The sequence below is a fragment of the Flavimobilis marinus genome, from assembly GCF_900113055.1.
GTDB lineage: Bacteria > Actinomycetota > Actinomycetes > Actinomycetales > Cellulomonadaceae > Flavimobilis > Flavimobilis marinus.
This window is the reverse complement of the sequence record NZ_FONZ01000001.1, coordinates 796,825-817,646: the sequence shown is the minus strand read 5'-3', so window position 1 is coordinate 817,646 and position 20,822 is coordinate 796,825. Positions and strand designations below refer to the sequence as shown.

Annotated in this window: 24 protein-coding genes and 3 tRNA genes; 6 read left to right on the top strand and 21 right to left on the bottom strand. The window is 71.5% G+C overall.

From position 1 onward, the window contains the following. Positions 1-304: 304 nt before the first annotated feature. A complete protein-coding gene (gene orn / locus BMZ30_RS03780) occupies positions 305-946 on the top strand; it encodes an oligoribonuclease (protein ID WP_268248132.1) in 642 nt (213 codons plus the stop codon). On the opposite strand, the gene BMZ30_RS03775 is transcribed toward orn, so the two are convergent. The 12 genes from BMZ30_RS03775 to BMZ30_RS03720 all read right to left on the bottom strand — a co-directional run bounded on the left by BMZ30_RS03775 (position 943) and on the right by BMZ30_RS03720 (position 9,795). Beyond that, complete coding sequence (locus BMZ30_RS03775; protein ID WP_093375163.1) at positions 943-1,614, bottom strand: cation diffusion facilitator family transporter; 672 nt, start codon at positions 1,612-1,614, stop codon at positions 943-945. The two genes, orn and BMZ30_RS03775, sit on opposite strands and share 4 nt — an antisense overlap. Next, entirely contained in the window at positions 1,611-2,000 is a 390-nt protein-coding gene (locus tag BMZ30_RS03770) for an ArsR/SmtB family transcription factor (RefSeq protein WP_093375161.1), read from the bottom strand. The genes BMZ30_RS03775 and BMZ30_RS03770 overlap by 4 nt, the downstream gene beginning before the upstream one ends. Before the next feature lie 58 nt (positions 2,001-2,058). Then, positions 2,059-2,592 carry a DinB family protein gene (locus tag BMZ30_RS03765; RefSeq protein ID WP_229828266.1) on the bottom strand — a complete coding sequence of 178 codons (534 nt, stop codon included), beginning with the start codon at positions 2,590-2,592 and terminating at the stop codon, positions 2,059-2,061. Positions 2,593-2,714: 122 nt separating this feature from the next. Continuing rightward, positions 2,715-2,790 (bottom strand) — tRNA-His (locus tag BMZ30_RS03760). A 96-nt stretch (positions 2,791-2,886) separates the two neighbouring features. Next, complete coding sequence (locus BMZ30_RS03755; protein WP_093375747.1) at positions 2,887-3,795, bottom strand: ATP-grasp domain-containing protein; 909 nt, start codon at positions 3,793-3,795, stop codon at positions 2,887-2,889. A gap of 17 nt (positions 3,796-3,812) precedes the next feature. Next, positions 3,813-4,550: a tRNA (guanosine(46)-N7)-methyltransferase TrmB gene (gene trmB / locus BMZ30_RS03750; protein WP_093375157.1), complete on the bottom strand. Its 738-nt coding sequence runs from the start codon at positions 4,548-4,550 to the stop codon at positions 3,813-3,815. Between the two features lie 18 nt (positions 4,551-4,568). After that, on the bottom strand, positions 4,569-4,817 hold the full coding sequence (locus tag BMZ30_RS03745) for a PLD nuclease N-terminal domain-containing protein (protein WP_093375155.1): 249 nt from the start codon (positions 4,815-4,817) through the stop codon (positions 4,569-4,571). 32 nt (positions 4,818-4,849) lie between these two features. Next, entirely contained in the window at positions 4,850-7,714 is a 2,865-nt protein-coding gene (locus BMZ30_RS03740; RefSeq protein WP_177191262.1) for an alpha/beta hydrolase, read from the bottom strand. A 255-nt stretch (positions 7,715-7,969) separates the two neighbouring features. Continuing rightward, entirely contained in the window at positions 7,970-8,782 is an 813-nt protein-coding gene (locus tag BMZ30_RS03735; protein ID WP_143073123.1) for a hypothetical protein, read from the bottom strand. Beyond that, positions 8,779-9,180, bottom strand: a complete 402-nt coding sequence (locus tag BMZ30_RS03730) for a hypothetical protein (RefSeq protein ID WP_143073122.1) — start codon at positions 9,178-9,180, stop codon at positions 8,779-8,781. The genes BMZ30_RS03735 and BMZ30_RS03730 overlap by 4 nt, the downstream gene beginning before the upstream one ends. 208 nt (positions 9,181-9,388) lie before the next feature. Continuing rightward, positions 9,389-9,461: transfer RNA gene (locus BMZ30_RS03725), tRNA-Lys, on the bottom strand. Between the two features lie 94 nt (positions 9,462-9,555). Next, entirely contained in the window at positions 9,556-9,795 is a 240-nt protein-coding gene (locus BMZ30_RS03720) for a hypothetical protein (RefSeq protein ID WP_093375148.1), read from the bottom strand. A gap of 212 nt (positions 9,796-10,007) precedes the next feature. Between BMZ30_RS03720 and bcp the strand changes: the two genes are divergently transcribed. Both bcp and BMZ30_RS03710 read left to right on the top strand, forming a co-directional pair. Beyond that, positions 10,008-10,475, top strand: coding sequence for a thioredoxin-dependent thiol peroxidase (gene bcp, locus BMZ30_RS03715; protein WP_093375146.1), 468 nt, complete (start codon positions 10,008-10,010; stop codon positions 10,473-10,475). 45 nt (positions 10,476-10,520) lie between these two features. Continuing rightward, positions 10,521-10,602, top strand: a tRNA-Leu gene (locus BMZ30_RS03710). A 55-nt stretch (positions 10,603-10,657) separates the two neighbouring features. Here the strand turns inward: BMZ30_RS03710 and trxA are convergent. After that, complete coding sequence (gene trxA / locus BMZ30_RS03705) at positions 10,658-11,041, bottom strand: thioredoxin (protein ID WP_093375144.1); 384 nt, start codon at positions 11,039-11,041, stop codon at positions 10,658-10,660. Positions 11,042-11,163: 122 nt separating this feature from the next. Between trxA and BMZ30_RS03700 the strand changes: the two genes are divergently transcribed. Further along, on the top strand, positions 11,164-11,718 hold the full coding sequence (locus BMZ30_RS03700) for an NUDIX hydrolase family protein (RefSeq protein ID WP_093375142.1): 555 nt from the start codon (positions 11,164-11,166) through the stop codon (positions 11,716-11,718). Positions 11,719-11,757: 39 nt separating this feature from the next. Here the strand turns inward: BMZ30_RS03700 and BMZ30_RS14055 are convergent, their stop codons facing one another. Beyond that, positions 11,758-13,386, bottom strand: coding sequence for an ABC-F family ATP-binding cassette domain-containing protein (locus BMZ30_RS14055; RefSeq protein ID WP_093375141.1), 1,629 nt, complete (start codon positions 13,384-13,386; stop codon positions 11,758-11,760). 56 nt (positions 13,387-13,442) lie between these two features. On the opposite strand from BMZ30_RS14055, the gene BMZ30_RS03690 reads away from it, so the two are divergent. Then, positions 13,443-13,871, top strand: coding sequence for a DUF3054 domain-containing protein (locus tag BMZ30_RS03690; protein WP_093375139.1), 429 nt, complete (start codon positions 13,443-13,445; stop codon positions 13,869-13,871). 33 nt (positions 13,872-13,904) lie between these two features. Here BMZ30_RS03690 and rdgB read toward each other — a convergent pair whose 3' ends face one another. The 6 genes from rdgB to clpS all read right to left on the bottom strand — a co-directional run bounded on the left by rdgB (position 13,905) and on the right by clpS (position 17,474). After that, positions 13,905-14,525 (bottom strand): RdgB/HAM1 family non-canonical purine NTP pyrophosphatase, encoded by a 621-nt coding sequence (gene rdgB / locus BMZ30_RS03685; protein WP_093375745.1) that lies wholly within the window; start codon positions 14,523-14,525, stop codon positions 13,905-13,907. A gap of 29 nt (positions 14,526-14,554) precedes the next feature. Continuing rightward, positions 14,555-15,352, bottom strand: a complete 798-nt coding sequence (locus BMZ30_RS03680) for an MBL fold metallo-hydrolase (protein ID WP_093375137.1) — start codon at positions 15,350-15,352, stop codon at positions 14,555-14,557. Further along, positions 15,349-16,164, bottom strand: coding sequence for a glutamate racemase (gene murI, locus BMZ30_RS03675; RefSeq protein WP_093375135.1), 816 nt, complete (start codon positions 16,162-16,164; stop codon positions 15,349-15,351). Before murI ends, BMZ30_RS03680 begins: the two co-directional genes overlap by 4 nt. A gap of 102 nt (positions 16,165-16,266) precedes the next feature. Continuing rightward, the gene (locus tag BMZ30_RS13665; protein WP_177191261.1) at positions 16,267-16,422 is read right to left on the bottom strand and encodes a hypothetical protein; all 156 of its coding nucleotides are present in this window, start codon (positions 16,420-16,422) and stop codon (positions 16,267-16,269) included. A gap of 150 nt (positions 16,423-16,572) precedes the next feature. Next, complete coding sequence (locus BMZ30_RS03670) at positions 16,573-17,184, bottom strand: DUF2017 family protein (RefSeq protein ID WP_177191260.1); 612 nt, start codon at positions 17,182-17,184, stop codon at positions 16,573-16,575. A 2-nt stretch (positions 17,185-17,186) separates the two neighbouring features. Continuing rightward, positions 17,187-17,474 (bottom strand): ATP-dependent Clp protease adapter ClpS, encoded by a 288-nt coding sequence (clpS, locus tag BMZ30_RS03665; RefSeq protein ID WP_229828267.1) that lies wholly within the window; start codon positions 17,472-17,474, stop codon positions 17,187-17,189. 67 nt (positions 17,475-17,541) lie between these two features. Here clpS and BMZ30_RS03660 point away from each other — a divergent pair, with 67 nt between their 5' ends. After that, complete coding sequence (locus BMZ30_RS03660; protein ID WP_093375129.1) at positions 17,542-18,900, top strand: nicotinate phosphoribosyltransferase; 1,359 nt, start codon at positions 17,542-17,544, stop codon at positions 18,898-18,900. Positions 18,901-18,927: 27 nt separating this feature from the next. On the opposite strand, the gene BMZ30_RS03655 is transcribed toward BMZ30_RS03660, so the two are convergent. Next, positions 18,928-20,739, bottom strand: a complete 1,812-nt coding sequence (locus BMZ30_RS03655) for a DEAD/DEAH box helicase (RefSeq protein ID WP_093375743.1) — start codon at positions 20,737-20,739, stop codon at positions 18,928-18,930. Positions 20,740-20,822: the final 83 nt, after the last annotated feature.

Here is a 20,822-nt window from a genome sequence, read left to right as displayed (position 1 = left end):
GTCACGGAGCACCACCATGACCCACCCGTTGATCAGTTACGAGATAGCCGTCCGCACGCGACGCGAGGACCTGAGGGCGAACACCTTCGCGCAGGCCCGCAACGCGCGCCCGACCCGTGTGGCCGTCCCTCGTCGGACGACCCGCCTCCCCCGCCGCACCTCGTGAACGGCGGCTGAGCCCCGCAGGCACGCACGACGCCTGCGGGGCTCTTCCATGCCCGCGATACGTACCGGCGACGGCTCGGCGAGGCTGTCCTGATGGATGACCAGGGGCGATATTCCGCAGATCTCGTACCCTGGACCGGTGAGCAGGCCATTGAACAACGACCGGATCGTGTGGATCGACTGCGAGATGACGGGACTCGACCCCGTCGCCGACGCACTCGTCGAGGTCGCCGTCGTCGTGACCGACTCCGAGCTGACGGTGCTGGGCGAAGGCGTCGACGTCGTCATCCGTCCTCCTGCGGAGGCGGTCGAGCAGATGAACGACTTCGTGCGCGCCATGCACACGTCTTCGGGGCTCATCGACGAGCTCGACGCGGGCCTGACCATGGCCGAGGCCGAGGAGCGGGTGCTCGACTACATCCGCACGTGGGTGCCGGACGCCGGCAAGGCCCCGCTGGCAGGCAACTCGGTCGGGACCGACAAGGTGTTCCTCGCGCGCGACATGCCGACCCTCGCCGATCACCTGCACTACCGCGTCATCGACGTCTCGTCGGTCAAGGAGCTGGCCCGCCGCTGGTACCCGCGCATCTACTTCCAGTCGCCCAAGAAGAACGGCGGCCACCGCGCGCTGGCGGACATCCTGGAGTCGATCGACGAGCTGCGCTACTACCGCGCCGCGATGTTCGTGCCCCAGCCTGGCCCGGACTCGAACACCGCGCGGAAGATCGCTGCGGGAGTCAGCGAGACGTCCGTCGCGCTCGCGCCGCGCGACGCTCCCTAGCGCCGCTCGACGGCGCCGGTCGACGCGCACGAGCTCGCGCCCAGGCCGCCGCAGCACCCCTCGCCGCGCCACGCCTCCCGGCCCTCCTTCACCGCGATCGCGGCGATCACCAGACCCGCGACGGGATCGGCCCAGGACCAGCCGAGGGTCGCGTTCAGCACGAGTCCGCCGAGCACGGCTGCCGACATGTAGGTGCACAGCAAGGTCTGGGTGCCATCGGCGACGACCGCGTTTGACCCCAGCGCCCGACCGGTGCGCCGTTGCGCCCAGGACAGCACGGGCATGATCACGAGGGACGCGGCAGCGAGCGCGATCCCGACGGCCGAGGTCTCGGGCTCGGCACCGGTCCACAGCGCCCGGACGGACTCGACCGTGACGTAGGCAGCCAGGGCGAAGAACGACACCGCCATGCCCCGCAGCGCGAGCCGCTCGCGGGACTCCGGCAGTGCGTGGCGGAACTGCCACAGGATGATCAGGCCCGAGGACACCTCGACCACCGAGTCGAGACCGAAGCCGACCAGCGCCACCGACCCCGCCACAAGGCCTGCGGCGATGGCGATGACCGCCTCGACGACGTTGTAGGTAACCGAGGCACCAGCGAGCAGCTGCGCGCGGCGGCCCAGCGCTCGGCGCTCGGCGGGGGCGAGGACTGCGTGCTCGTGGGTCACAGCGCGTCCTCGGCGGCGACCGCCGCGAGGCCGTGGTTGGCGCACAGGGTGACCTGCTCGCCAGTGCGTGCGAGCAGCCGCTCGGCAGCTGCCCACAGCTCGTGCAGCGCGTCGGCGTGGTTGAGCGAGTAGACCGTCGCGCGGCCCTCGGCCCGGCCCGTGACGAGTCCGCAGTCGCGCAAGCACACGAGATGCTTGGACACGGTCGACTGCGCGAGCCCGAGGTGCGCGGTGAGGTCGACCACGCGGTGCTCACCGAGCGCCAGGTGCTGCAGGATCGCGATCCGGTTCGGGTCGCTGAAGCCGTGGAACAGGCACGCCGCGGCGGTGCGGCCCGCGGCGTCTCGCGCGTCGCCGTCCATCGCACTCTCGGTTGTCATCGTCATATGGCGATGATTGTTGGAGCCTGGCCGTGCGTCAAGTCGCCGCGCGCGCGTGCTCCGCTCAGGCCCCGACGTCGTGCAGGTGGTGGGCGACGTCGTGCCACGCGTACCGGGCGAGCGTCTCGACGGTGAAGACGGAGCCATTGCTCCTGCGGCCCATGCGCTCGCAGTCCCGGCGCCGGACCGCCTCGAGCCCGTCCGCGAACGCCCGCCCGGCGTCGGCCAGGGCGACGACGACGGCGGGCGGGTCCTGCTCGGCGTACGCGTCCTCGAGGGCGGTGGCGTCCTGGTCCCAGTCCGGGAACTCGGGGTTCTCCGTGGTGAGCATGAGGTCCAGTCGGAACCGCATGACACGAAAGACGTCGCGGACGTGCGCGCCGTACTCGAGCGGGCTCCACGTGGCCGGGTCGGGACGCTGGGCCACGTGCGGCCGCTCGAGCGCTGCTCGCCAGCGGGGCAGCGAGTCCCGCACGGCCGCAGCGACGTCCTTGGGGCCCATCGCGCTGACGTCGGTCCCACACTCCGCGCACGGACGGACGAGCACCCACGTCCAGTCCTTGGTGTCGGGCTCGATGGGCGGCTGCGGCTCGGTCACGTGCGGTCCTTCCGTGGGGGTCGGGGCCATTGTGCTGCTGGCGAGGCCGTCCTGGCTAGGGCGGGACCGGAGACGAGACGAGCCCCTGACCAGCGTCTCCGCCGATCAGGGGCTCGTTCTCATGGGGTGAGTAACGGGACTTGAACCCGCGACCCCCTGGACCACAACCAGGTGCTCTACCAACTGAGCTATACCCACCATGACCCGGGCGAACATGCGTGCCTGGGCCGACGAAAAGTGTACCTGCTTTCCGGCGGCACTCTGACCACGTGCCCGGGAATTCGCAGCGGCGCCTCAGGCCAGACGCGCGAGGATCGCCTCGGCGAGCTTCTCCGCGGCACCCGGCTTGAAGGCCAGGAACAGCGACGGCTCGGCGACCTCGAACTCGATGACGACGGGCTCGCCGTCGTTGCCGGGCACCAGGTCCACGCGGGCGTAGAGCAGTTCCTGCTCGTCCGAGACGCGGTGCAACACCTCGCGGGCGTGCGCGACGACGCGGTCGGCGACGGCGCGCTCGGCGTCCGTGGCCTCGCGGTCGGAGATCTCCTCCTGCTTGTACAGGCCAGCCATGCCGCGGAACGGCCCCTGCAGCATCGCGCCCTTGCGGACGGAGTGGGAGAACTCGCCGTCGATGTAGACGAGCACCGACTCGCCCTCGGTGTCGACCTGCGTGAGGTAGGGCTGCACCATGACGTGCCGCTCGTCCTTGAGCAGCTCGACGGCGTGCCGGATGGCGAGCCCGCGCGAGTGCGCCTCGCCGGCCTCGTAGCGGCCCGTGTCCCGCGAGCCACGCGAGACGGTCGGCTTGATGACGAAGTCCCCGTGGGCGGGCATGCGCGTGTGCACGGCACGCGAGGAGAGGTTGCGCGCCGGGTCGAGCCAGATGGTCGGGATCGTCGGCAGGCTCGCATCGGCGAGCTCGCGCAGGTAGGACTTGTCGGTGTTCCACTCGACCAGACCGGCGGGGTTGACCAGACGGGGCACGCTCTTGGCCCACGCGAGGAACTCCTCGCGGCGGGAGGAGTAGTCCCACGTCGACCGAAGAACGACGAGGTCGAAGGACGACCAGTCGACGTCGGGGTCGTCCCAGATCGCAGCAACGGCTTCGACGCCGTCGTGCTTGCGCAGCGCTTCGAGGACCGGCACGTCGTCCTCGGTGAGATCGGGGTGGAAGTTGCTGGTGGCCAGGGCGATTCGCGTCACGAGGTGAAGCGTAACCGTCACCGGGTCCGCACGTAGGCCAGGTCGGTGACCTCGCGTCCCGCCCGGTGACCCTTCGCCTCGAACGTCGTCAGGACCCGGCCGTCGAAGCGCGGCGCCGTGCCGTCGCTGCCTGGGACGAGCGGGGCGAACGCGTCCGAGCCGCTGATCACCTCGATCATCTGCTCGGCGTAGGGGCGCCAGTCGGTCGCGAGGCGCCACACTCCGCCCGGCTTGAGCACCCGGGCGACGAGCTCGACGAACGACGGCGTCACCAGGCGCCGCTTGTGGTGGCGCGCCTTGGGCCACGGGTCGGGGAAGAAGATCCACACCTCGTCGACGCTCGCGACGGGGAGGGCTGTCGCGAAGACCTCGGGCGCGTTGGCCTGGAGCAGGCGGAGGTTGGCCAGGCCGGCGCGCTCGGCTCCGCGCACGGCCTGGGCGATCCCCGGCAGGTACACCTCGAGGGCGAGATGGTCGACGTCGGGGCGTGCGGTCGCGGCCGCCACCGCGCACTCCCCCATGCCCGACCCGATCTCCACGACGATTGCAGCGGTCCGGCCGAACACCGCGGCGGGGTCGAGGACGTAGTCCGGGTCCACCGAGGTGCGCGCGATCGCGCGAGGCACGTCGACCACGTACGTCCCGCCCGAGCGTTCCAGCGCGAGCTCCTGCCCCGCGGACAGGCGGCCGCTGCGCCGGATGAACGACACCGGCTCGGTGCGGAAGGTGCCGTGAGGGCTGGGCGTCTCGCTCATGATGGGCGCGACTGTAGCTCAGGCCGTCGGTGGCACCCGAATCGGATCGACGTGCGCTGCAGGCTCCGCCGCGCGCGGCCCGCGGCCCATGAAGAACCACACGACAGGCCCGACGACGGGCGCAAAGACGATGATGGCAAGCCAGGCCAGGAACTCGCGTTGATTCACGTCCGCTTTCGCCAGGCTCAGGAGCGCCGCGATCATCAACACGACAGAGAGCAGCGGAAGGAGCCAGAACAACAAGGTGAAGAATGTGAAGCCGCTCAAGGCGGGAACCCTTCTGCTCGGAGATGCATCGACTAGCCCTCCTTGGGTTCGATCCGGGCGCGCAGCGTGATCGGCTCGGGCACGAAGGCGCCATCGGGTTCGACGACGAACTCCAGCGTCCGCCCGTCTCCCACGTACGCGAGGTCACGGACCGGAACCTCGATCGTCGTGGTGGTGCTGTAGGCCGGGACCGACACGCCCACGACCACCCCCGCCTGAGAGAAGGTCATCGCCTTGGCAGCGCCCTGCCCAAACTGGGCGAACCAGCTCGGCACCGCCGAGGCGAGCGTGAGCTCGCCCCCCGGAAGCGTAGGCGGAACCGCCGTCGCAAAGCCGTAGTAGTCCTGCGTCATCGGCGCGGAGAGCGACAGCACCCAGCGGACGACTCCCCCGGGCTTCGCCACGACATCGGTCTGTTCGACTGACAGAGTCGGGCGCGGGGCAGAGTTGCGGACGGTCAGGCGACCCTCCACGCGGTCCACGACCGCGTTCCGCTTCGCTTCGATTCTGACTCCGTATCCGCCCTGATCCGCGAAGGAGTCATCTGTGAAGATGTCGTCGCCGGCAAAGACCACGGGAACCTTGATCTCCCGCTGCCCGGGCTGGACGGTGTAGTACTTGCCGCTGTAGCCAGCAAACGCGTTGAGATCGGAGACCTCGACCCACACCCGTGCTGCGCTCGTGAACGCGTTGGAGATCGGGACGGTGAGGTACCCGGTCTGCTCGGACTGCCGGGCGTCGCGAGTGACCACCGCATCCTGCACGTTGAACCGCGCGACGTTCTTACTCGTCACCTTCGTGGCGCGAAGGCCAGACGAGGACAGGTGGCCGTCCAGCACGTAGACCTTGCCGCGCGCGCTCGTGCCGACGAGGGAGATCGACGCGATCTTGCTCATGTTGACCCGGGAGCGCTTCGGCAGCGTGAACCGGACGGTCTGCGCCCACAGCCGTGCCGTCTCGCCAGCGGCGGGTAGGTGTGCTGCATCGTTCTGGGACTTGATCTTCACCTTGCGCCCGGACGCGTCGCGCAGCACCAATGCGAACCTTCCCGCAGTGACCGAGGGGTCCGCGATGACGCGCAAGTCGATGTGGCGATAGGACCCGAGGTCACGCGGCGCCGAGATCGTGACGGCGCCCCCCGTCTTCTTCCATGCGAATCGCAACGCCCGGGGGCTCGGGGAGCCGGTCGTCTGGTAGCTCGAGGGAAGCCAGTGCGGGGATGCCCAGGATCCGTCCAGTGTGCAAGGAGTTCCGACGCCTTCGTCCAGCGCGAAGCCGTCGCACACCGTGGCGGACGCGTTCACGCTCGCCTTGACTTTCAGAGCCGACGAGGGCACGACGACCGCACGCCGCTTGCCTCCGACTGCGGAGGTCAGCACGACCGCCCGGCCGGCCGAGGCCGCCCGGACCGCGGTACCGTCAAGCAGCTTGACAGCGCTGGTGCTCCTGGTGAGGAAGGTCCGGGCAGCAGCGGCGATGTACGTCGATCCCACGGCTCGCTGCGCTGCGGGCTTGAGCCGCGATCTCGCTTTGCTACCACAAGCAGCATCGCCGGCGTCCCACCAGTCGTCACTCGCCGGGGCGGCCGTCGCGTTCGGGGTCCAGTAGGTGTTGAAGTAGTTGTGGTTGGCGCCCATGACGAGCACGGACGTCTTGAGGGAGTTGTCGCCTGCGGCGATGCGCGCACCCTGGTCGACGTATTGCTGGCCCTGGAGGTCCGAGACGTCGCCGTCGCAGAATGGCAGGAGGACGGTCGTGGGGACTCCGACAGCGACCTGGCGGCCGAAGTCCGTCGGCGCCACGAGCACCTGCGCGACGATTCTGAACGGGTCGCCCTTCTTCTCCTGCAGTGCGGCGCGGTTGACGCCCTCACCTCCGCGACTGTGCCCCACGGTCATGACCTTCTTCAGGTTCATGTGGCCGGACAGGACGCGCTTGATCACGCGTGCGTCCTTGCCGGTCGCCTTGACGCCGGCGTTCCACTTGGCCAGGAGGGCGAGGTGCTCACGCACGACGAGCGCACGCGCACCTGATCCCGCGTCAGCAACCTCAGCGTCCTGAGCGTTGATGCCGTTCGCGGAGACCGAGACCGTCACGTAGCCCTGGCTCGCGAGCAGCCGCTGCTGCTCGGCGTAGCCACGGTAGCTCGGGATAGATTTCATACCGTCCGCGCACGGCCACGCGAGGTCGACTTCCTCGCCGACGTAGCACGTGCCGTGCCGCCCGTGCAGAAACAGCACGACGGGCCGCTTTCCCTTGGCACCCTTGGGGGCAACGACAAGTGCCTTCATCTCCAGTCGCGAGGGGTAGCCAGCGACCTTGAGGGACTTCGCCGTGTAGGTGAAGGACTCGGTCTTGTACCTGCCCTTCTTTCCTGGGTCGTCCTTGAGGATCGCTGCTGGCTGCACGGGGGCCTTCGTGGTGGTCCGCTTCTTGGCGGACGGCAGCGCCCTGCCGTCCAGCACCCGCCCGCCACTGACGGCGCTCACACTGCGAGCCTTGGCGCCCTGCAGCCCCGGAACGCGCAGGGTGAGGACCCCACCCTTGGCCAGGGGCGCGCCCACGAACTGACCATCGAGGAAGAACTCGGGGCGGGCGCCGCCCATCGGAAGTTCTTCCCGCGGGCGCCATGTGAAGGTAGAGCCATAGCTGTCTTCATGCACGACGAAGTTGCCGTGCTCTGACTGACCGGTCGGTGCCGACAGGCTTGTGGCGGGATCGGCCGCATCCGCGTGCGCGGACGATCCGCCGAGGGAAGTGACGGCCAGACAGAGAGCCATAACCACAGCCGTCTTTGAGTAACCGCGTACACGCATGAGGGCCCCTGACTCGATGCACTGACGACGCGTCGGTGAACGCGTGGTTGGTGGGAGCGTAGCAGCGGGTGTCTGCTGCACGGATAGGTGATGGCAGCGCTCGGTGAGGCGGCCCCGAGCGCCCGATCAGCGTGACTGAGCCTTGCCGCACCCGCTGCCTCGTCGGCTATTGCTCCGTCAGTCACGCTCCTGACACTGAAGGACACTCGGTCGAACTAACCGTGGTGATATCGGCACGAGTTGGAGCCTTCTGACACAAGGTCCCAGCTGCGTCAGTCCTGACCCAGCGCGACGCAGCGCCCGACTCTCGGGAAGCGGCTCCTTGTTTCCCACGTCTCAGCTTCTTGCCCAGGGGGCCGGCCTCGCCCAGCCCAGGCGGCGCCGGACCGCAGCGACAGCCGCGTGGGGCCACCCGTCCCACCCGCGCGCCAGCGCACCCTCGGCGGCGTCCAGCACGCGCCGCGCGCCCTCCTCGGGCGCTGCCATGAGTGCCTGGCTCAGCGCTGCGGCGACGTCGGGATAGGCCGCCTCAGCCCTGCGCCGCGCGTCGAGCACGTCCGTCACGGCTGGGTCGGCGGACGCGATGCGCGCCGTGACGGCCTCGAGCACCAGGTCGACCGCCTGCGCGACCGAACGCTGGGCGGTGAGCGTCTCGCCCCGACGGGCGCGTCCGGCGGCGATCAGCACGAGGGTGACCGCGAGCCCCACGGCGTCGCGCGCGGGCCGGCCCGGACGCGCGTGCGTCACCAGGGCCGCGGACCCGACCGCCTCGGCCACTCCTCCGCGGTCGAGCACGACGCGCCAGTGGTTCGTCCCGAACCCGCGCACCTCGTCGAGGTCGGCGACGGCGAACTCGAGCACGTGCCCGTCGTCGTACACGACCTTGAGCCCGTGCTCGGTCTCGCGCGCCGCGAGCACGATCGAGACCGACCGCGGTAGCCACGACAGGTCCGTCCGCAGCGCCTCCTGCGCGCCCGGGGTGCTCACCAGGTAGAAGTCGTGGTCGCTCCACTCGTCAACCCGCGCGGTGTCCGCGCCCGACCCGAGGAGCACGAGGCCGACGACGTCGTCGCGCGCCGACGCCGACGTCACCAAGTCTTGAGTGAACCTGTCGAACTCTTCGCGGGCCCTGGCCGTCGTTGTCGTCACGACGCCGACATCCCGGGGAGCGTCTCGGCTCTGCGCGCCGCGGGGACAACAGCGCGCACGGCGAACACGACGGCCAACGCCCAGATCACCGGTGACTGGCCGCTGGACCACAGCTCACTCGAGGGTTCAGCCAGCCCGAGGGCCAGGAGGACCGTCGTCACGGCCAGACCCACGATGGCCCCCAGCCGCACCGCGGCGACGGTCCACGCCACGAGCGCCGCGCCCCCGATCAGCACGCCCTCGACGGCACGCGCCCACCAGAACTCGTTGCCGCCGTATCCGCTGATGCCGAGCACGACGTCATAGAGGACCATCGCCGCGACGAATGCGCCGACGGCGACGACCGTTGCCAGGACGAGCGAAGGCCCGCGTCCCGCCGTTCCCTGCTGTGCTGTCATGTGCTTGCCTCTGCCCTCGGTCTCGCTGCGCAGCGCACTGGGCGCGCCGTGGTGCCATGCCACCCGCGTCGGAGCGGGTTGCTGGCGAGCGTAGCGTCCCGCCGTCGCTCGCCCGAGGCTGTCCAGGTGCTCGTCGTCCACCGCGACCACGGGGAGACACGACGAAGGCCCGGCCTCAGCGTCTCCGCTGGGACCGGGCCTTCTGCTGTGCGCCATCAGGGACTCGAACCCCGAACCCGCTGATTAAGAGTCAGCTGCTCTGCCAATTGAGCTAATGGCGCGTGTTGCCGGAGCAACGATGGAAGACATTACCACCCCGACGGGACACCGCGAAATCGGCGAGATTTCAACGCTCCCGAGCCCTCGCGGGGTGTGTCACAGGCCACGCTCCTCCTCGAGGATGCGCTCCGTCCCGGGGCCGAAGGGGTTCATGAGGTCGGCCATCAGCGCGAGCGGGATGCGTCCGAGGTCGAAGTCGTCGTCCAGGACTGCGCCCGCGAGCGCGCCCGTCCCCTGGGCGCTGTGCGCCGTCGGGGTGGTCCAGGCGCTCGCGGTGCTGCGGGAGGTCGGCGTGACCGGTCGTCGGCCGCCGCGAGGCCTGTGGTCGTGCAGCATCGATCCCTCCCCCTTTTCACCGACCTCACCCGGTGCAGCTGTAACCGCCAGGAATGGCGATCGCAGACGCTCTGCACCGATTGTCGCGCTTCCATGGAAACACCGCCGCGCGCGGGCCACAAGTGGAATCCAGGTGAGGAGACGGGTGATGAGAGGCATCACACCGGGGCTACTAGGCTCGTGGCGCATCCCCGAGACCAAAGGACTTCCACATGCCGCGCCTCACCCCGGGTGACCTCGCCCCCGACTTCACGCTCCCGGCCGCCGACGGCTCGACCCTCACCCTGTCGGACCTGCGCGGCGAGCGCGTCGTCGTCTACTTCTACCCGGCGGCCGGCACACCGGGCTGCACCACGCAGGCCTGCGACTTCCGCGACTCCCTCGCGAGCCTCCAGGGCGCTGGCTACCGCGTCGTCGGCGTCTCGGTCGACAAGGTGGACAAGCTCGCGAAGTTCGCCGAGGCCGAGTCCCTCACCTTCCCCCTCCTGAGCGATCCCGAGCACACGGTTCTCGAGGCGTGGGGCGCATACGGGGAGAAGAAGCTGTACGGAAAGACGGTCACGGGAGTCATCCGCTCGACGGTCGTCGTCGGCGCCGACGGCACCGTCGAGCTCGCGCAGTACAACGTGAAGGCCACGGGCCACGTCGCCAAGCTCCGCCGCGACCTCAAGATCGACTGAGCCGGGAGGCCACCCGGCGCCCGGCGGACCGTAGGATGTCTGCGCGCGCGAGTGGCGGAACTGGTAGACGCGCAGGATTTAGGTTCCTGTGTCTTCGGGCGTGTGGGTTCGAGTCCCATCTCGCGCACGACGACGAAGGCCCGGCGGGTACTCCCACCGGGCCTTCGTCCATGCGTGAGGTCTCAGTCCTCGGCCGGGGCCTCGCCCGCCGCCTGCGCGGCAACCTGCTTGTGTACCTCGTCCATGTCGAGCGCCTTGACGGCGTCGATCACCTGGCCGAGCTGGCTGGCCTGCAGCGCGCCGGGCTGCGAGAACACGAGCACCTGCTCGCGGAACGCCATGATCGTGGGGATCGACGTAATGCCGGCACCGGCCGCAAGGCCCTGCTCGGCCTCGGTGTCGACCTTGCCGAACACGATCTCGGGGTGCTCGCCCGACGCCTTCTCGAAGATGGGACCGAACTGCTTGCACGGTCCGCACCACTCGGCCCAGAAGTCCAGCAGGACGATGTCGTTGTCCTTGATCGTCTCTTCGAACGTCGCTTCGGTCACTGCCACCGTGGCCATGGGGGTCCTCCCTCGAGGTCGTCTGTCGTTGCTCTTCGTGGGGTCAACGTCCCCCGGTTCCGAGTATTCCCCCACTCGGTGACCATTCGCCTCCCGTGGTGTTGTCGGGGTAGAACTGAGAAGTGACCGAGACCCTCGACTTCCCTGGTGACCAGCCCCGTCCCTCCGGCTGGCTCAGCCCCGACCAGATCGGTGCCGTGCGCACCCAGGTGCCGGTCGTCTACGTCGACGCCGTGCCGGTGCGCGTGGACGAGTGCGGCGACGTCGTCGAGGTCGGCCTGCTGCTGCGCGTCACCCCCGAGGGGGTGATGTCCCGCGCCCTGGTCTCCGGCCGCGTGATGTTCCACGAGCGCGTCCGCGATGCCCTGCAGCGGCACATCGAGAAGGACCTGGGCCCGGTCGCGCTCCCCCAGATCCCGGCGTCCCCGCAGCCGTTCACGGTCGCGGAGTACTTCCCGACGCCGGGGGTCACCCCGTACCACGACCCCCGCCAGCACGCGGTGTCCCTCGCGTACGTGGTGCCGGTGCACGGGGACTGCACGCCGCAGCAGGACGCGATCGACCTGGCGTGGATCACCCCGGAGGAAGCCGTCAGCGAGGCGATCCAGCTCGAGATGCACGGCGGCGCGGGCTTCCTGCTGCGCCAGGCCATGGCGCACGTCGGCCGCACGGTCTGACGCCGCTCGCGGCGTCCACGCCTGGAGCGCCGGGCGTGGTCACAGCTCGAGCGCGGGCCAGGTCGCGAGGTCGTCGCGCATGCGCCGGTCGTGCGTGGCGACGACGACGGCGGCGGGGGTGCGCACGAGCGCGAGCGTCAGCTCGTCGACCAGGTCGGTCGACAGGTGGTTGGTCGGCTCGTCGAGCAGCAGCACATGCGGGGCGTTCAGCAGCGCGCACGCGAGCTCGAAGCGGCGACGCTGGCCCACGCTGAGCTCGCGCAGCGGCCGGTCCAGCTCTTCCTCGTCGAGCAGTCCCAGGTGCGCGACGGGCACCACGTGGGTGGGGTCGAGCCGGCCGGCGTCGAGCAGGCGCAGCGCGTGACGCGCGTACAGCTCGAACCCCGTAGCGCCGTCGTCCTGCCCGAGGGTCGTGTCCTCCTGGCCCAGGACGCCCACGCGGACGCCGTCGTGCACCGTCCGGGTGCCGCGCTCGAGCGGGATCGTGCCTGCGAGCGCCGCCATGAGCGTGGACTTGCCGGCACCGTTGCCGCCCGTGACCAGCAGTCGCCCCGAGGCGGGCAGGGCGATGCGCACGCCCGGCAGGTCGAGGCGGCCGGCGACGAGCGGGCTGCGGACCTCGAGCAGGCAGTCGCCCGCGCCGAGCGACCAGTGCGGGTCGAGCGCGGCGAGCTCCGGGAAGGCGAGCTCGAGGGGCGGGACGGGGACGTCCACCGCCTGGGCCTCGAGGCGCTCGATCAGCCGGTCGGCGGCCTTGACGTGCGTGCGGGCGCGCGTGCCGCGGCGATGCTTCTGCGACCCCTTGGGCGGGCGCCACTCGTCCGACAGCCCCTCGTAGGACGCGTCCAGCCGCGCCGCGAGCACCTCTCGTCGCTTGGTCTCGGCGCGGTACCGCTGCCGCCAGCGGTGCAGCGCCTGGTTCTTGGTGAACCGGAACGCGAGGTAGCCGGGCTGGCCGTACAGCACGGGGCGACCGTCCATGGCGGGGTCGAGGTCGAGGATCGCGGTCGCGACGTCGTCGAGCAGCTGGCGGTCGTGGGTCACCACGACGACGACCCCCCGCCACCCCATCATCTGCGCGGTCAGGTAGTCGATTCCCGCGCCGTCGAGGTGGTTGGTCGGCTCGTCGAGCAGGAGCACGTCGGCGCGCTCGGCCAGCCGGCACGCGAGGCGGACGCGGTGCCGCTCCCCCACGGACAGCTCCGCGAGCGGCTGGTCGAGGTCCGTGCACGCGCCGAGGCGGGACAGGGCCTCGGTGACGCGGCGATCGGCGTCCCAGGCGGCGAGGTGCTCCGCACGCGCGAGCAGGGCCGTGAGCTCGCCCAGGGCGCCCTCCTCGTGGTCGAACGCCTCCGTGGCGGCCTCGAGCTCGGCCGCGACGGCCCGCACGTCGCTCAGGGTCGCCGCGACGACGTCGCCCACCGTCGCGCCGGGCGCCACGGGCATCTCCTGCTCGACGACGGCGAGCGTCCCCACCACGCGCACCTCGCCCGTGCTCGGGGCGAGGTCACCCGCGAGCAGGCGCAGGAGCGTCGTCTTGCCCGAGCCGTTCTCCCCCACGACGGCGAGGCGGTCCCCCGCGCTCGCGCGGACGTCCACGTGCTCCAGCACGGTGCGCCCGGGATAGGCGTACCCGGCGTCGTCGACGACGACGTGCGGCATGCCCATCACTCCACCTCCTGATCGACCACCCACCCTAGACGCTGGCGGGTTAGCGTGAGCCCATGCATGACGTCCTCGCACGGCCGCTCCCGCCCGCTCGTCCGCGCAAGCGGGCCATCGCCACCGCCGCCGCGCTCGACGCCGTCGCCGTGGTGGTGTTCGCCGCCGTGGGCCGCTCGAGCCACGACTCGTCGCTCGACGTCGCGGGCGTGCTCGGCGCGGCATGGCCGTTCCTCGTGGCGCTGGCGGTCGGGTGGCTCGCCCTGCGCGCCCACAAGCGTCCTCGCGCGCTCTGGCCCACCGGCGTGGGCCTGTGGGGGCTCACGTGGGCGCTGGGGATGGCTCTACGTGCCGTCACGGGTGGCGGCACGGCGCTGCCGTTCGTGCTCGTCGCGCTGGGCGTCCTGGGCGCGCTGCTCGTGGGCTGGCGCTTCCTCGCCCGGTTCACGGCCGGCGCGCGCAGCAGCTACCCGGGCCTCTCCCAGCACTGAGCGCGGCTCGCCTGAGAGCACGCCTGCGGAGCCTCAGCCGACCGCGAGCGCCCAGGCGATGTGCGGGGCCAGGGCCCGGAACGCGCGGCCGCGGTGGGAGATCGCGTTCTTCTCCTCGGGGCTGAGCTCGGCCGTGGTGCGGGTGGCTCCCTCGGGCACGAAGATCGGGTCGTAGCCGAACCCGCCGTCCCCGCGCCGCTCGGTGAGCAGGTAGCCGTGCATCCGGCCGAGCTCGACGTGCTCGTCACCCTGCGGCGTGACGAGGGCCGCCGCACACACGAACTGGGCGAGGCGGTGCTCGAGCGCCACGTCGCTGATCTGCGCGAGCAGGAGGTCGAGGTTCGCGGCGTCGTCACCGTGCCGGCCGGACCAGCGCGCGGAGAAGATGCCGGGCGCGCCCCCGAGGACGTCGACCGCGAGCCCGGAGTCGTCGGCCACCGACGGCAGGCCCGTCGCCGCCGCGAGGGCCCGGGCCTTGATCAGGGCGTTCTCGGCAAATGTGAGGCCGTCCTCGATCGGCTCGGGAGCGCCGAACTCCCGTGCGCTGACCACCTGGGCGGGGTCGAGGTCGCCCACGACGGGGCGCAGGATCGCACGCAGCTCACCGAGCTTGTGCTCGTTGTGGGAGGCGAGGACGAGGCGGGGGGTGGTCATGGCGGCCATTCTGCCTGCTCCGGGCGCCGTCAGACGCGGTAGACGCCGAGCGGCTCGCAGACCGTGATGGGTCCGGCGTAGGTGGTGCGGGCCTCCGCGAGCGCCACGGTGTCCTCGTTCCACGGCGGCAGATGCGTGAGCACGAGCCGCTTCGCCCCGGCTTCCTGGGCGATCCGCCCCGCGCGCAGGCCCGTGAGGTGCACGCCGCGGGGCTCGTCGCGGCCCTCGACGAATGCGGCCTCGCACAGGAACAGGTCCGCGTCCCGGGCGACGTCGACGGCGCCGGGGCACTCGTCGGTGTCCCCCGAGTAGGCCAGGACCACCTGGCGGTCCGGGTCGTCCTCGGACGGCCCGTGCACCCGTAGCCCGAAGGCCTCCACGGGGTGCTCGACGGCCACCACCTCGACGGTGAACGGCCCGAGCGACCAGGTCGGCGTGTGCGACTGGATGTCGAAGACGCAGCGCATGGTCTCGTCGGCGGCGAGCCCGTAGGCGGACCCGAGTCGGTCCTCGAGGTCCCCGGGACCGCGGACGACGACCGGCTTGTGCCCGCCGGTCACGGCGTAGCCGGTCTGCGGGTGGTACCGCAGGTACACGTACAGGGGGCACAGGTCGATGAAGTGGTCGGGGTGCAGGTGGGTGACCAGCACGGCGTCGAGCGCGAACGGGTCCACGACCCGCTGCAGCGAGCCCAGCGCGCCGCTGCCGAGGTCGAGCAGCAGTCGCCAGGTGCGACCGTCCGCGTCCTCGGCCTCGACCAGGTAGCTGGACGCGGGCGAGTCCGGTCCGGGCACGGAGCCGCGGCACCCGACGGCGGTCAGCCTCACGACGGCGCCAGCACGGACTCGACGTTGCCGACCTCGGGCCCGAGGAACCGTCGCGCCAGGACGGAGAAGCCCTCGGCGTCGCCCGTGGCCATGAACCGGTGCACGGGCGGCCCGGCGTCGCGCGAGCGCTGCAGGTCGTGCGCGACGAGCGTGCGGTAGACGTCCTTCGCGGTCTCCTCGGCGCTCGAGACGAGTGTGACGCCGTCGCCCATGACGTAGGAGATCGCCCCGGTGAGCAGCGGGTAGTGGGTGCAGCCGAGCACCAGCGTGTCGACGCCGGCCGCGCGGACGGGGTCGAGGTAGCGGTGCGCGACGTCGAGCACGTCCGGCCCCGACGTCACCCCGGCCTCAATGAGCTCGACGAACTCCGGGCAGGCCTGGCTGGTGAGCGCAAGGCCCTGCGCGACGGCGAAGGCGTCCTCGTAGGCGCGGGACTCGATGGTCGCCCGGGTGCCGATCACGCCGACCTTCCCGGAGCGGGTCGCAGCGACGGCGCGACGCGCCGCGGGCACGATCACCTCGACGACGGGCAGCCCACGACGGATCGTGTACCGCTCGCGGGCGTCGCGCAGCACGGCGGCGGACGCCGTGTTGCAGGCGATGACGAGCATCTTCACACCCTCGTCGACCAGGCGGTCCATCACCTCGAGCGCGAGGGCACGGACGGTCGCGAGCGGCTTGGGCCCGTAGGGCGTGTTGGCCGTGTCCCCGATGTAGACCAGGGACTCGTGCGGCAGCTGGTCGATGATCGCGCGTGCGACGGTGAGGCCGCCCACGCCCGAGTCGAAGATGCCGATGGGTGCGTCGTTCACGCCCCTGAGCCTAGCCCGGCCGGAGGGCCCGGACATGACGACGCCGGCCCGGAGGCGGGTGCCTCCGGGCCGGCGTCGTGGAACAGATCGAGCCGCGCGCAGTTATACGCGTGTCGACTTGCCGCGCCCCAGCAGCGCCAGGATGAGGCTCACGACGAGCACGGCGATACCGATCCAGATAAGGATCTCTGCCACCCCGGTGAAACCGAGGACGAGCAGGATGATGCCGACGATGAGGATGAGCAGCCAGGTAGGCATGGTCTCGGCCCTTCTTTCGAGAAAGAGTGCTTCGGTACCCCTTGACAATGTCGCAGGTCGCGTGGTCGCGCATCTTGAAACGATGAGGACCTTCACATGTTTTCCACGCAGCCCTCAGGCAGCGCTCAGGAAGCTGTGATCAGCGTCTCCTCAGCGCCTACCGCGGAGATCCGCGAGCATCTCCTCGACCAGAGTGTCCTGCAGCACCGTGAGCAGCACGTGCACCGTCGCGAGGATCGGCGCCTCCTCCGCGTCGCCGTCCCACGCGTCGTAGACGCTCGCCGCGACGCGCTCGGCGTCGGCGTCGGTCACCACGCCCAGGCGGTCGGCGACGACGAGGCGTACGTCGGTCAGTGCTGCGGCAACCTCCCGCGCCTCCGCGCGGTCAACGACGAGGGTCGGTGCGTCGTCGGCGAACAGCTCGGCCAGACGCTCGAGGCGCGCGACCTTCGCGCTGGCGAGCTCCGGCTGGGCGAACCGGCGGAACTCGGCGGAGGCGTCGTCGTCGTCGCGCACGGCGGCCGGGAAGAGCCGGCGCAGCGCGGAGTCGTCGGGCGTGGGCACGGCCTCGACGCTGAACGAGGGCAGCCCGGCCGCCGCGTCCTGCGCCCGCTCGACGATCGCCTCCGGCTCGGCGGACGGCGCGCCCTCGACGCTCCGCACCAGCGCGAGCACCTCACGTGTCACCGAGGCGAACACGCCGCGCTCGGCGCCGTCCATGTGCGCGGTGTAGCCCTCGTCCGCTCGCTCGAACCCGCGCACGCTCACTCCCCCGCTCGCTGCAGCGTCGCCCACAGCCCGTAGTCGTGCATCGCCTGGACGTCGCGCTCCATGCGCTCGCGCGACCCGGAAGAGACCACGGCGCGGCCCCGCGTGTGCACGTCGAGCATCAGCTTCTCCGCGTGCGCCTGGGCGTAGCCGAAGTACGACTCGAAGACGTACGCGACATAGGACATGAGGTTGACCGGGTCGTTCCAGACGATCGTCACCCACGTGTCGGCGAGCGCGGCCCCCTGCTCGACCTCGGTGGTCAGGTCCGGGCTGATGGTCACGGTGCCAGGGTACGTCGGGTCTCGCGTTCGTCGGGTGTCGCGCGCCCGCGTGCCATAACGTCGTGCCATGACGACTTCCGACCAGCCGGACTACTTCACCCCGTCGTCGAGCACGGCGCTGTTGACCGACAAGTACGAGCTGACGATGGTCCAGGCGGCGCTCGCGGCCGGGACCGCGGACCGCCGGTGCGTGTTCGAGGTCTTCACGCGCCGGCTTCCCCCGGGCCGGCGGTACGGCGTGCTGGCGGGCACGGGGCGCGTGCTGGAGGCCCTCGAGGTGTTCCGGTTCGGCGACGCCGAGCTCGCCTGGCTCGAGCGCGCCGACGTCGTCGACCGGCGCACGCTCGACTGGCTGGCCGCGTACCGCTTCTCCGGGTCGATCCGCGGCTACGCCGAGGGCGAGATCTTCTTCCCGGGCTCCCCCGTGCTGGTCGTCGAGGGCACGTTCGCGGACGCGGTGATCCTGGAGACGCTCGTGCTGTCGATCCTCAACTACGACTCCGCCGTCGCGAGCGCGGCCTCGCGCATGACGTCCGCGGCGGGCACACGACCGTGCCTCGAGATGGGCGCGCGCCGGGCCAACGAGCAGGCCGCGGTCGCGGCCGCGCGCGCCGCCGTCGTCGCCGGCTTCCAGGGGACCTCCAACCTCGAGGCAGGCCAGCGCTACGGGCTTGCGACCATCGGCACCGCCGCGCACTCGTTCACGCTGCTGCACGACGACGAGGAGCAGGCCTTCCGGGCGCAGGTCGACGCGCTCGGGCCGGGCACCACGCTGCTCGTCGACACCTACGACGTGACGCGTGGCGTCGAGCGCGCCGTGGCGATCGCGGGCCCGGGCCTCGGCGCGGTCCGCCTCGACTCGGGCGACCTGGGCCAGCAGGCCGTCGAGGTGCGCGCCCAGCTCGACGCGCTCGGCGCGACCGGCACGCGGATCACGGTGACGTCCGATCTCGACGAGTTCGCGATCGCGTCGCTCGCCTCCGCCCCGGTGGACTCCTACGGCGTCGGGACCTCGCTGGTCACGGGCTCCGGGGCGCCGACGTGCTCGATGGTCTACAAGGTCGTGGCGCGGGAGAACGGCGCCGGTGTGATGGAGCCCGTGGCGAAGGCCTCGGCCAGCAAGGCCAGCGTCGGCGGACGCAAGAGCGCAGCACGCGTCCTGGACCGAGCCGGCCGCGCCGAGGCCGAGCTGGTCGTCAGCGGGAGCGACGCCGCCGTCGACGCGTGGCAGCCCGGCGACGGCCAACGGGGACTGCTGGTGGACCTGGTCCGCGACGGTGTCGCCGACGCCGCCTACACCGGGCCGGAGGGCGTGCGGCGCGCGGCGGAGCACCACGCCCGCGTGCGCGCCGAGCTCCCGGCCACGGCCCTGCGGCTGTCCGCGGGTGACCCCGCGCTTCCCCAGCGTTCGCTGCTGCTGGACTGACCGCGCCCTGGCCGAGCCTAGGCGGCGCTACTTCTTGCCGACGAACCAGTCGCGCACGATCCCGACGCGCTTCTCGAGCTGCGCGACGGTGGCGAGCGGGACCTCCGGGCCGCCGCTGCGGCGTCGGAGCTCGTTGTGCACCGACCCGTGCGGCTGCTTGCTGCGCCGGGCCCACGCCGAGACGAGCTGGGACAGCTCCTTGCGCAGCTCGGCGGCGCGACGGTGGTCCATCTCCGCGCGATCGACCTCGGGCGCGGGACGCGTCGTCATGTGGTTCGCCTGCCGCTGCCGCAGCAGCGCACCCACCTGGTCGTGGTCCAGCAGCCCGGGGATCCCGAGGAAGTCGAGCTCCTCGGCGGAGCCCGCGTCAGCGCCACCCAGGCCGAACTCGCCGCCGTCGAACAGCACCTTGTCGAAGGACGCCTGCGCCTCGAGCGCCTCGAACGAGCCCTCGAGGTCCGCGGACGCGGACTCCGACCTGTTGGCGCGCGCGAGCTCGAGCGCCTCCGGGTCGATGCCGTCGCCCTGCTTCTCCGGCCGGTCGAGCGCGTGGTCGCGCTCGGTCTCCATCGTGGCCGCGAGGCCGAGCAGGTTGGGCACGCTGGGCAGGAAGACCGACGCGGTCTCCCCCCGGCGCCGGGCGCGCACGAAGCGTCCCACCGCCTGGGCGAAGAACAGCGCCGTGGCCGTCGAGGTGGCGTAGACGCCGACGGCGAGGCGGGGCACGTCGACACCTTCCGAGACCATCCGCACGGCCACGAGCCAGCGGGCGTCCGACGCCGAGAACTCGTCGATCTTGGCGCTCGCCCCGGCCTCGTCCGACAGCACGACCGTCGGGGACTCACCCGTCAGCCGGGCGATGTGGCCCGCGTAGGCGCGCGCGTCGGTCTGGTCGGACGCGATGATCATGGCCCCGGCGTCCGGGACGGTCCGGCGCACCTCGGTGAGCCGCTTGTCGGCGGCCGCGATGACGGACGGGATCCACTCCCCGTTCGGGTCGAGCGCCGTGCGCCAGGCCTGCGCCGTCATGTCCTTGGTGAGCGGCTCGCCCAGGCGCGCGCTGATCTCGTCGCCCGCCTTGGTGCGCCAGCGCATGTTGCCGGAGTAGGACATGAAGATCACGGGCCGCACGACGTGGTCGCGCAGAGCCTCGCCGTAGCCGTAGGTGTAGTCCGCGGCCGAGCGGCGGATGCCGTCCGAGCCGCGCTCGTAACGCACGAACGGGATGGGCGCGGTGTCCGAGCGGAAGGGCGTCCCGGTGAGCATCAGGCGGCGCGTGGCGCCCTCGAAGGCCTCACGGACCGCGTCGCCCCAGGACAGCGCGTCGCCGCCGTGGTGCACCTCGTCGAGGATCACCAGGGTGGGCGCGGCCTCGGTCCGGGCGCGGTGCAGCGCCGGCTTGGCCGCGACCTGCGCGTACGTCAGGGCGACGCCGTCGTAGTGCGCACCGTGGCGGCCCTGGCTGTTGCGGAAGCTCGGGTCGATCCGGATGCCCACGCGCGCCGCGGCGTCGGCCCACTGGTGCTTGAGGTGCTCCGTCGGCGCGACGACGGCGACGCGTCGCACCGTGCCGGCCTCGAGCAGCTCGGTGGCCAGGCGCAGCGCGAACGTCGTCTTGCCAGCCCCGGGCGTCGCCACGGCGAGGAAGTCGCGCGGCTGAGCCTCCCGGTACCGGTCGAGGGCAGCGGCCTGCCAGGCACGCAGCTTGGTCGCGGTGCCCCACGGGGCACGGCTCGGGAACGCCGGGGACAGCTGCGACGCCGCTGCCGAGGAGGCATGCACGGGCGCCTGGACCCCGGCCGGACGTACCGGGGCAGCGCTGCGCGCAGCGGGCCGCACGGAGTCCCGGTGCGCGCGCTGGTCGCTCTCGCGAGCAGCACGCTCCCGCGACTCCTCGTGGGCGATCGAGAACAGGTCCGGTT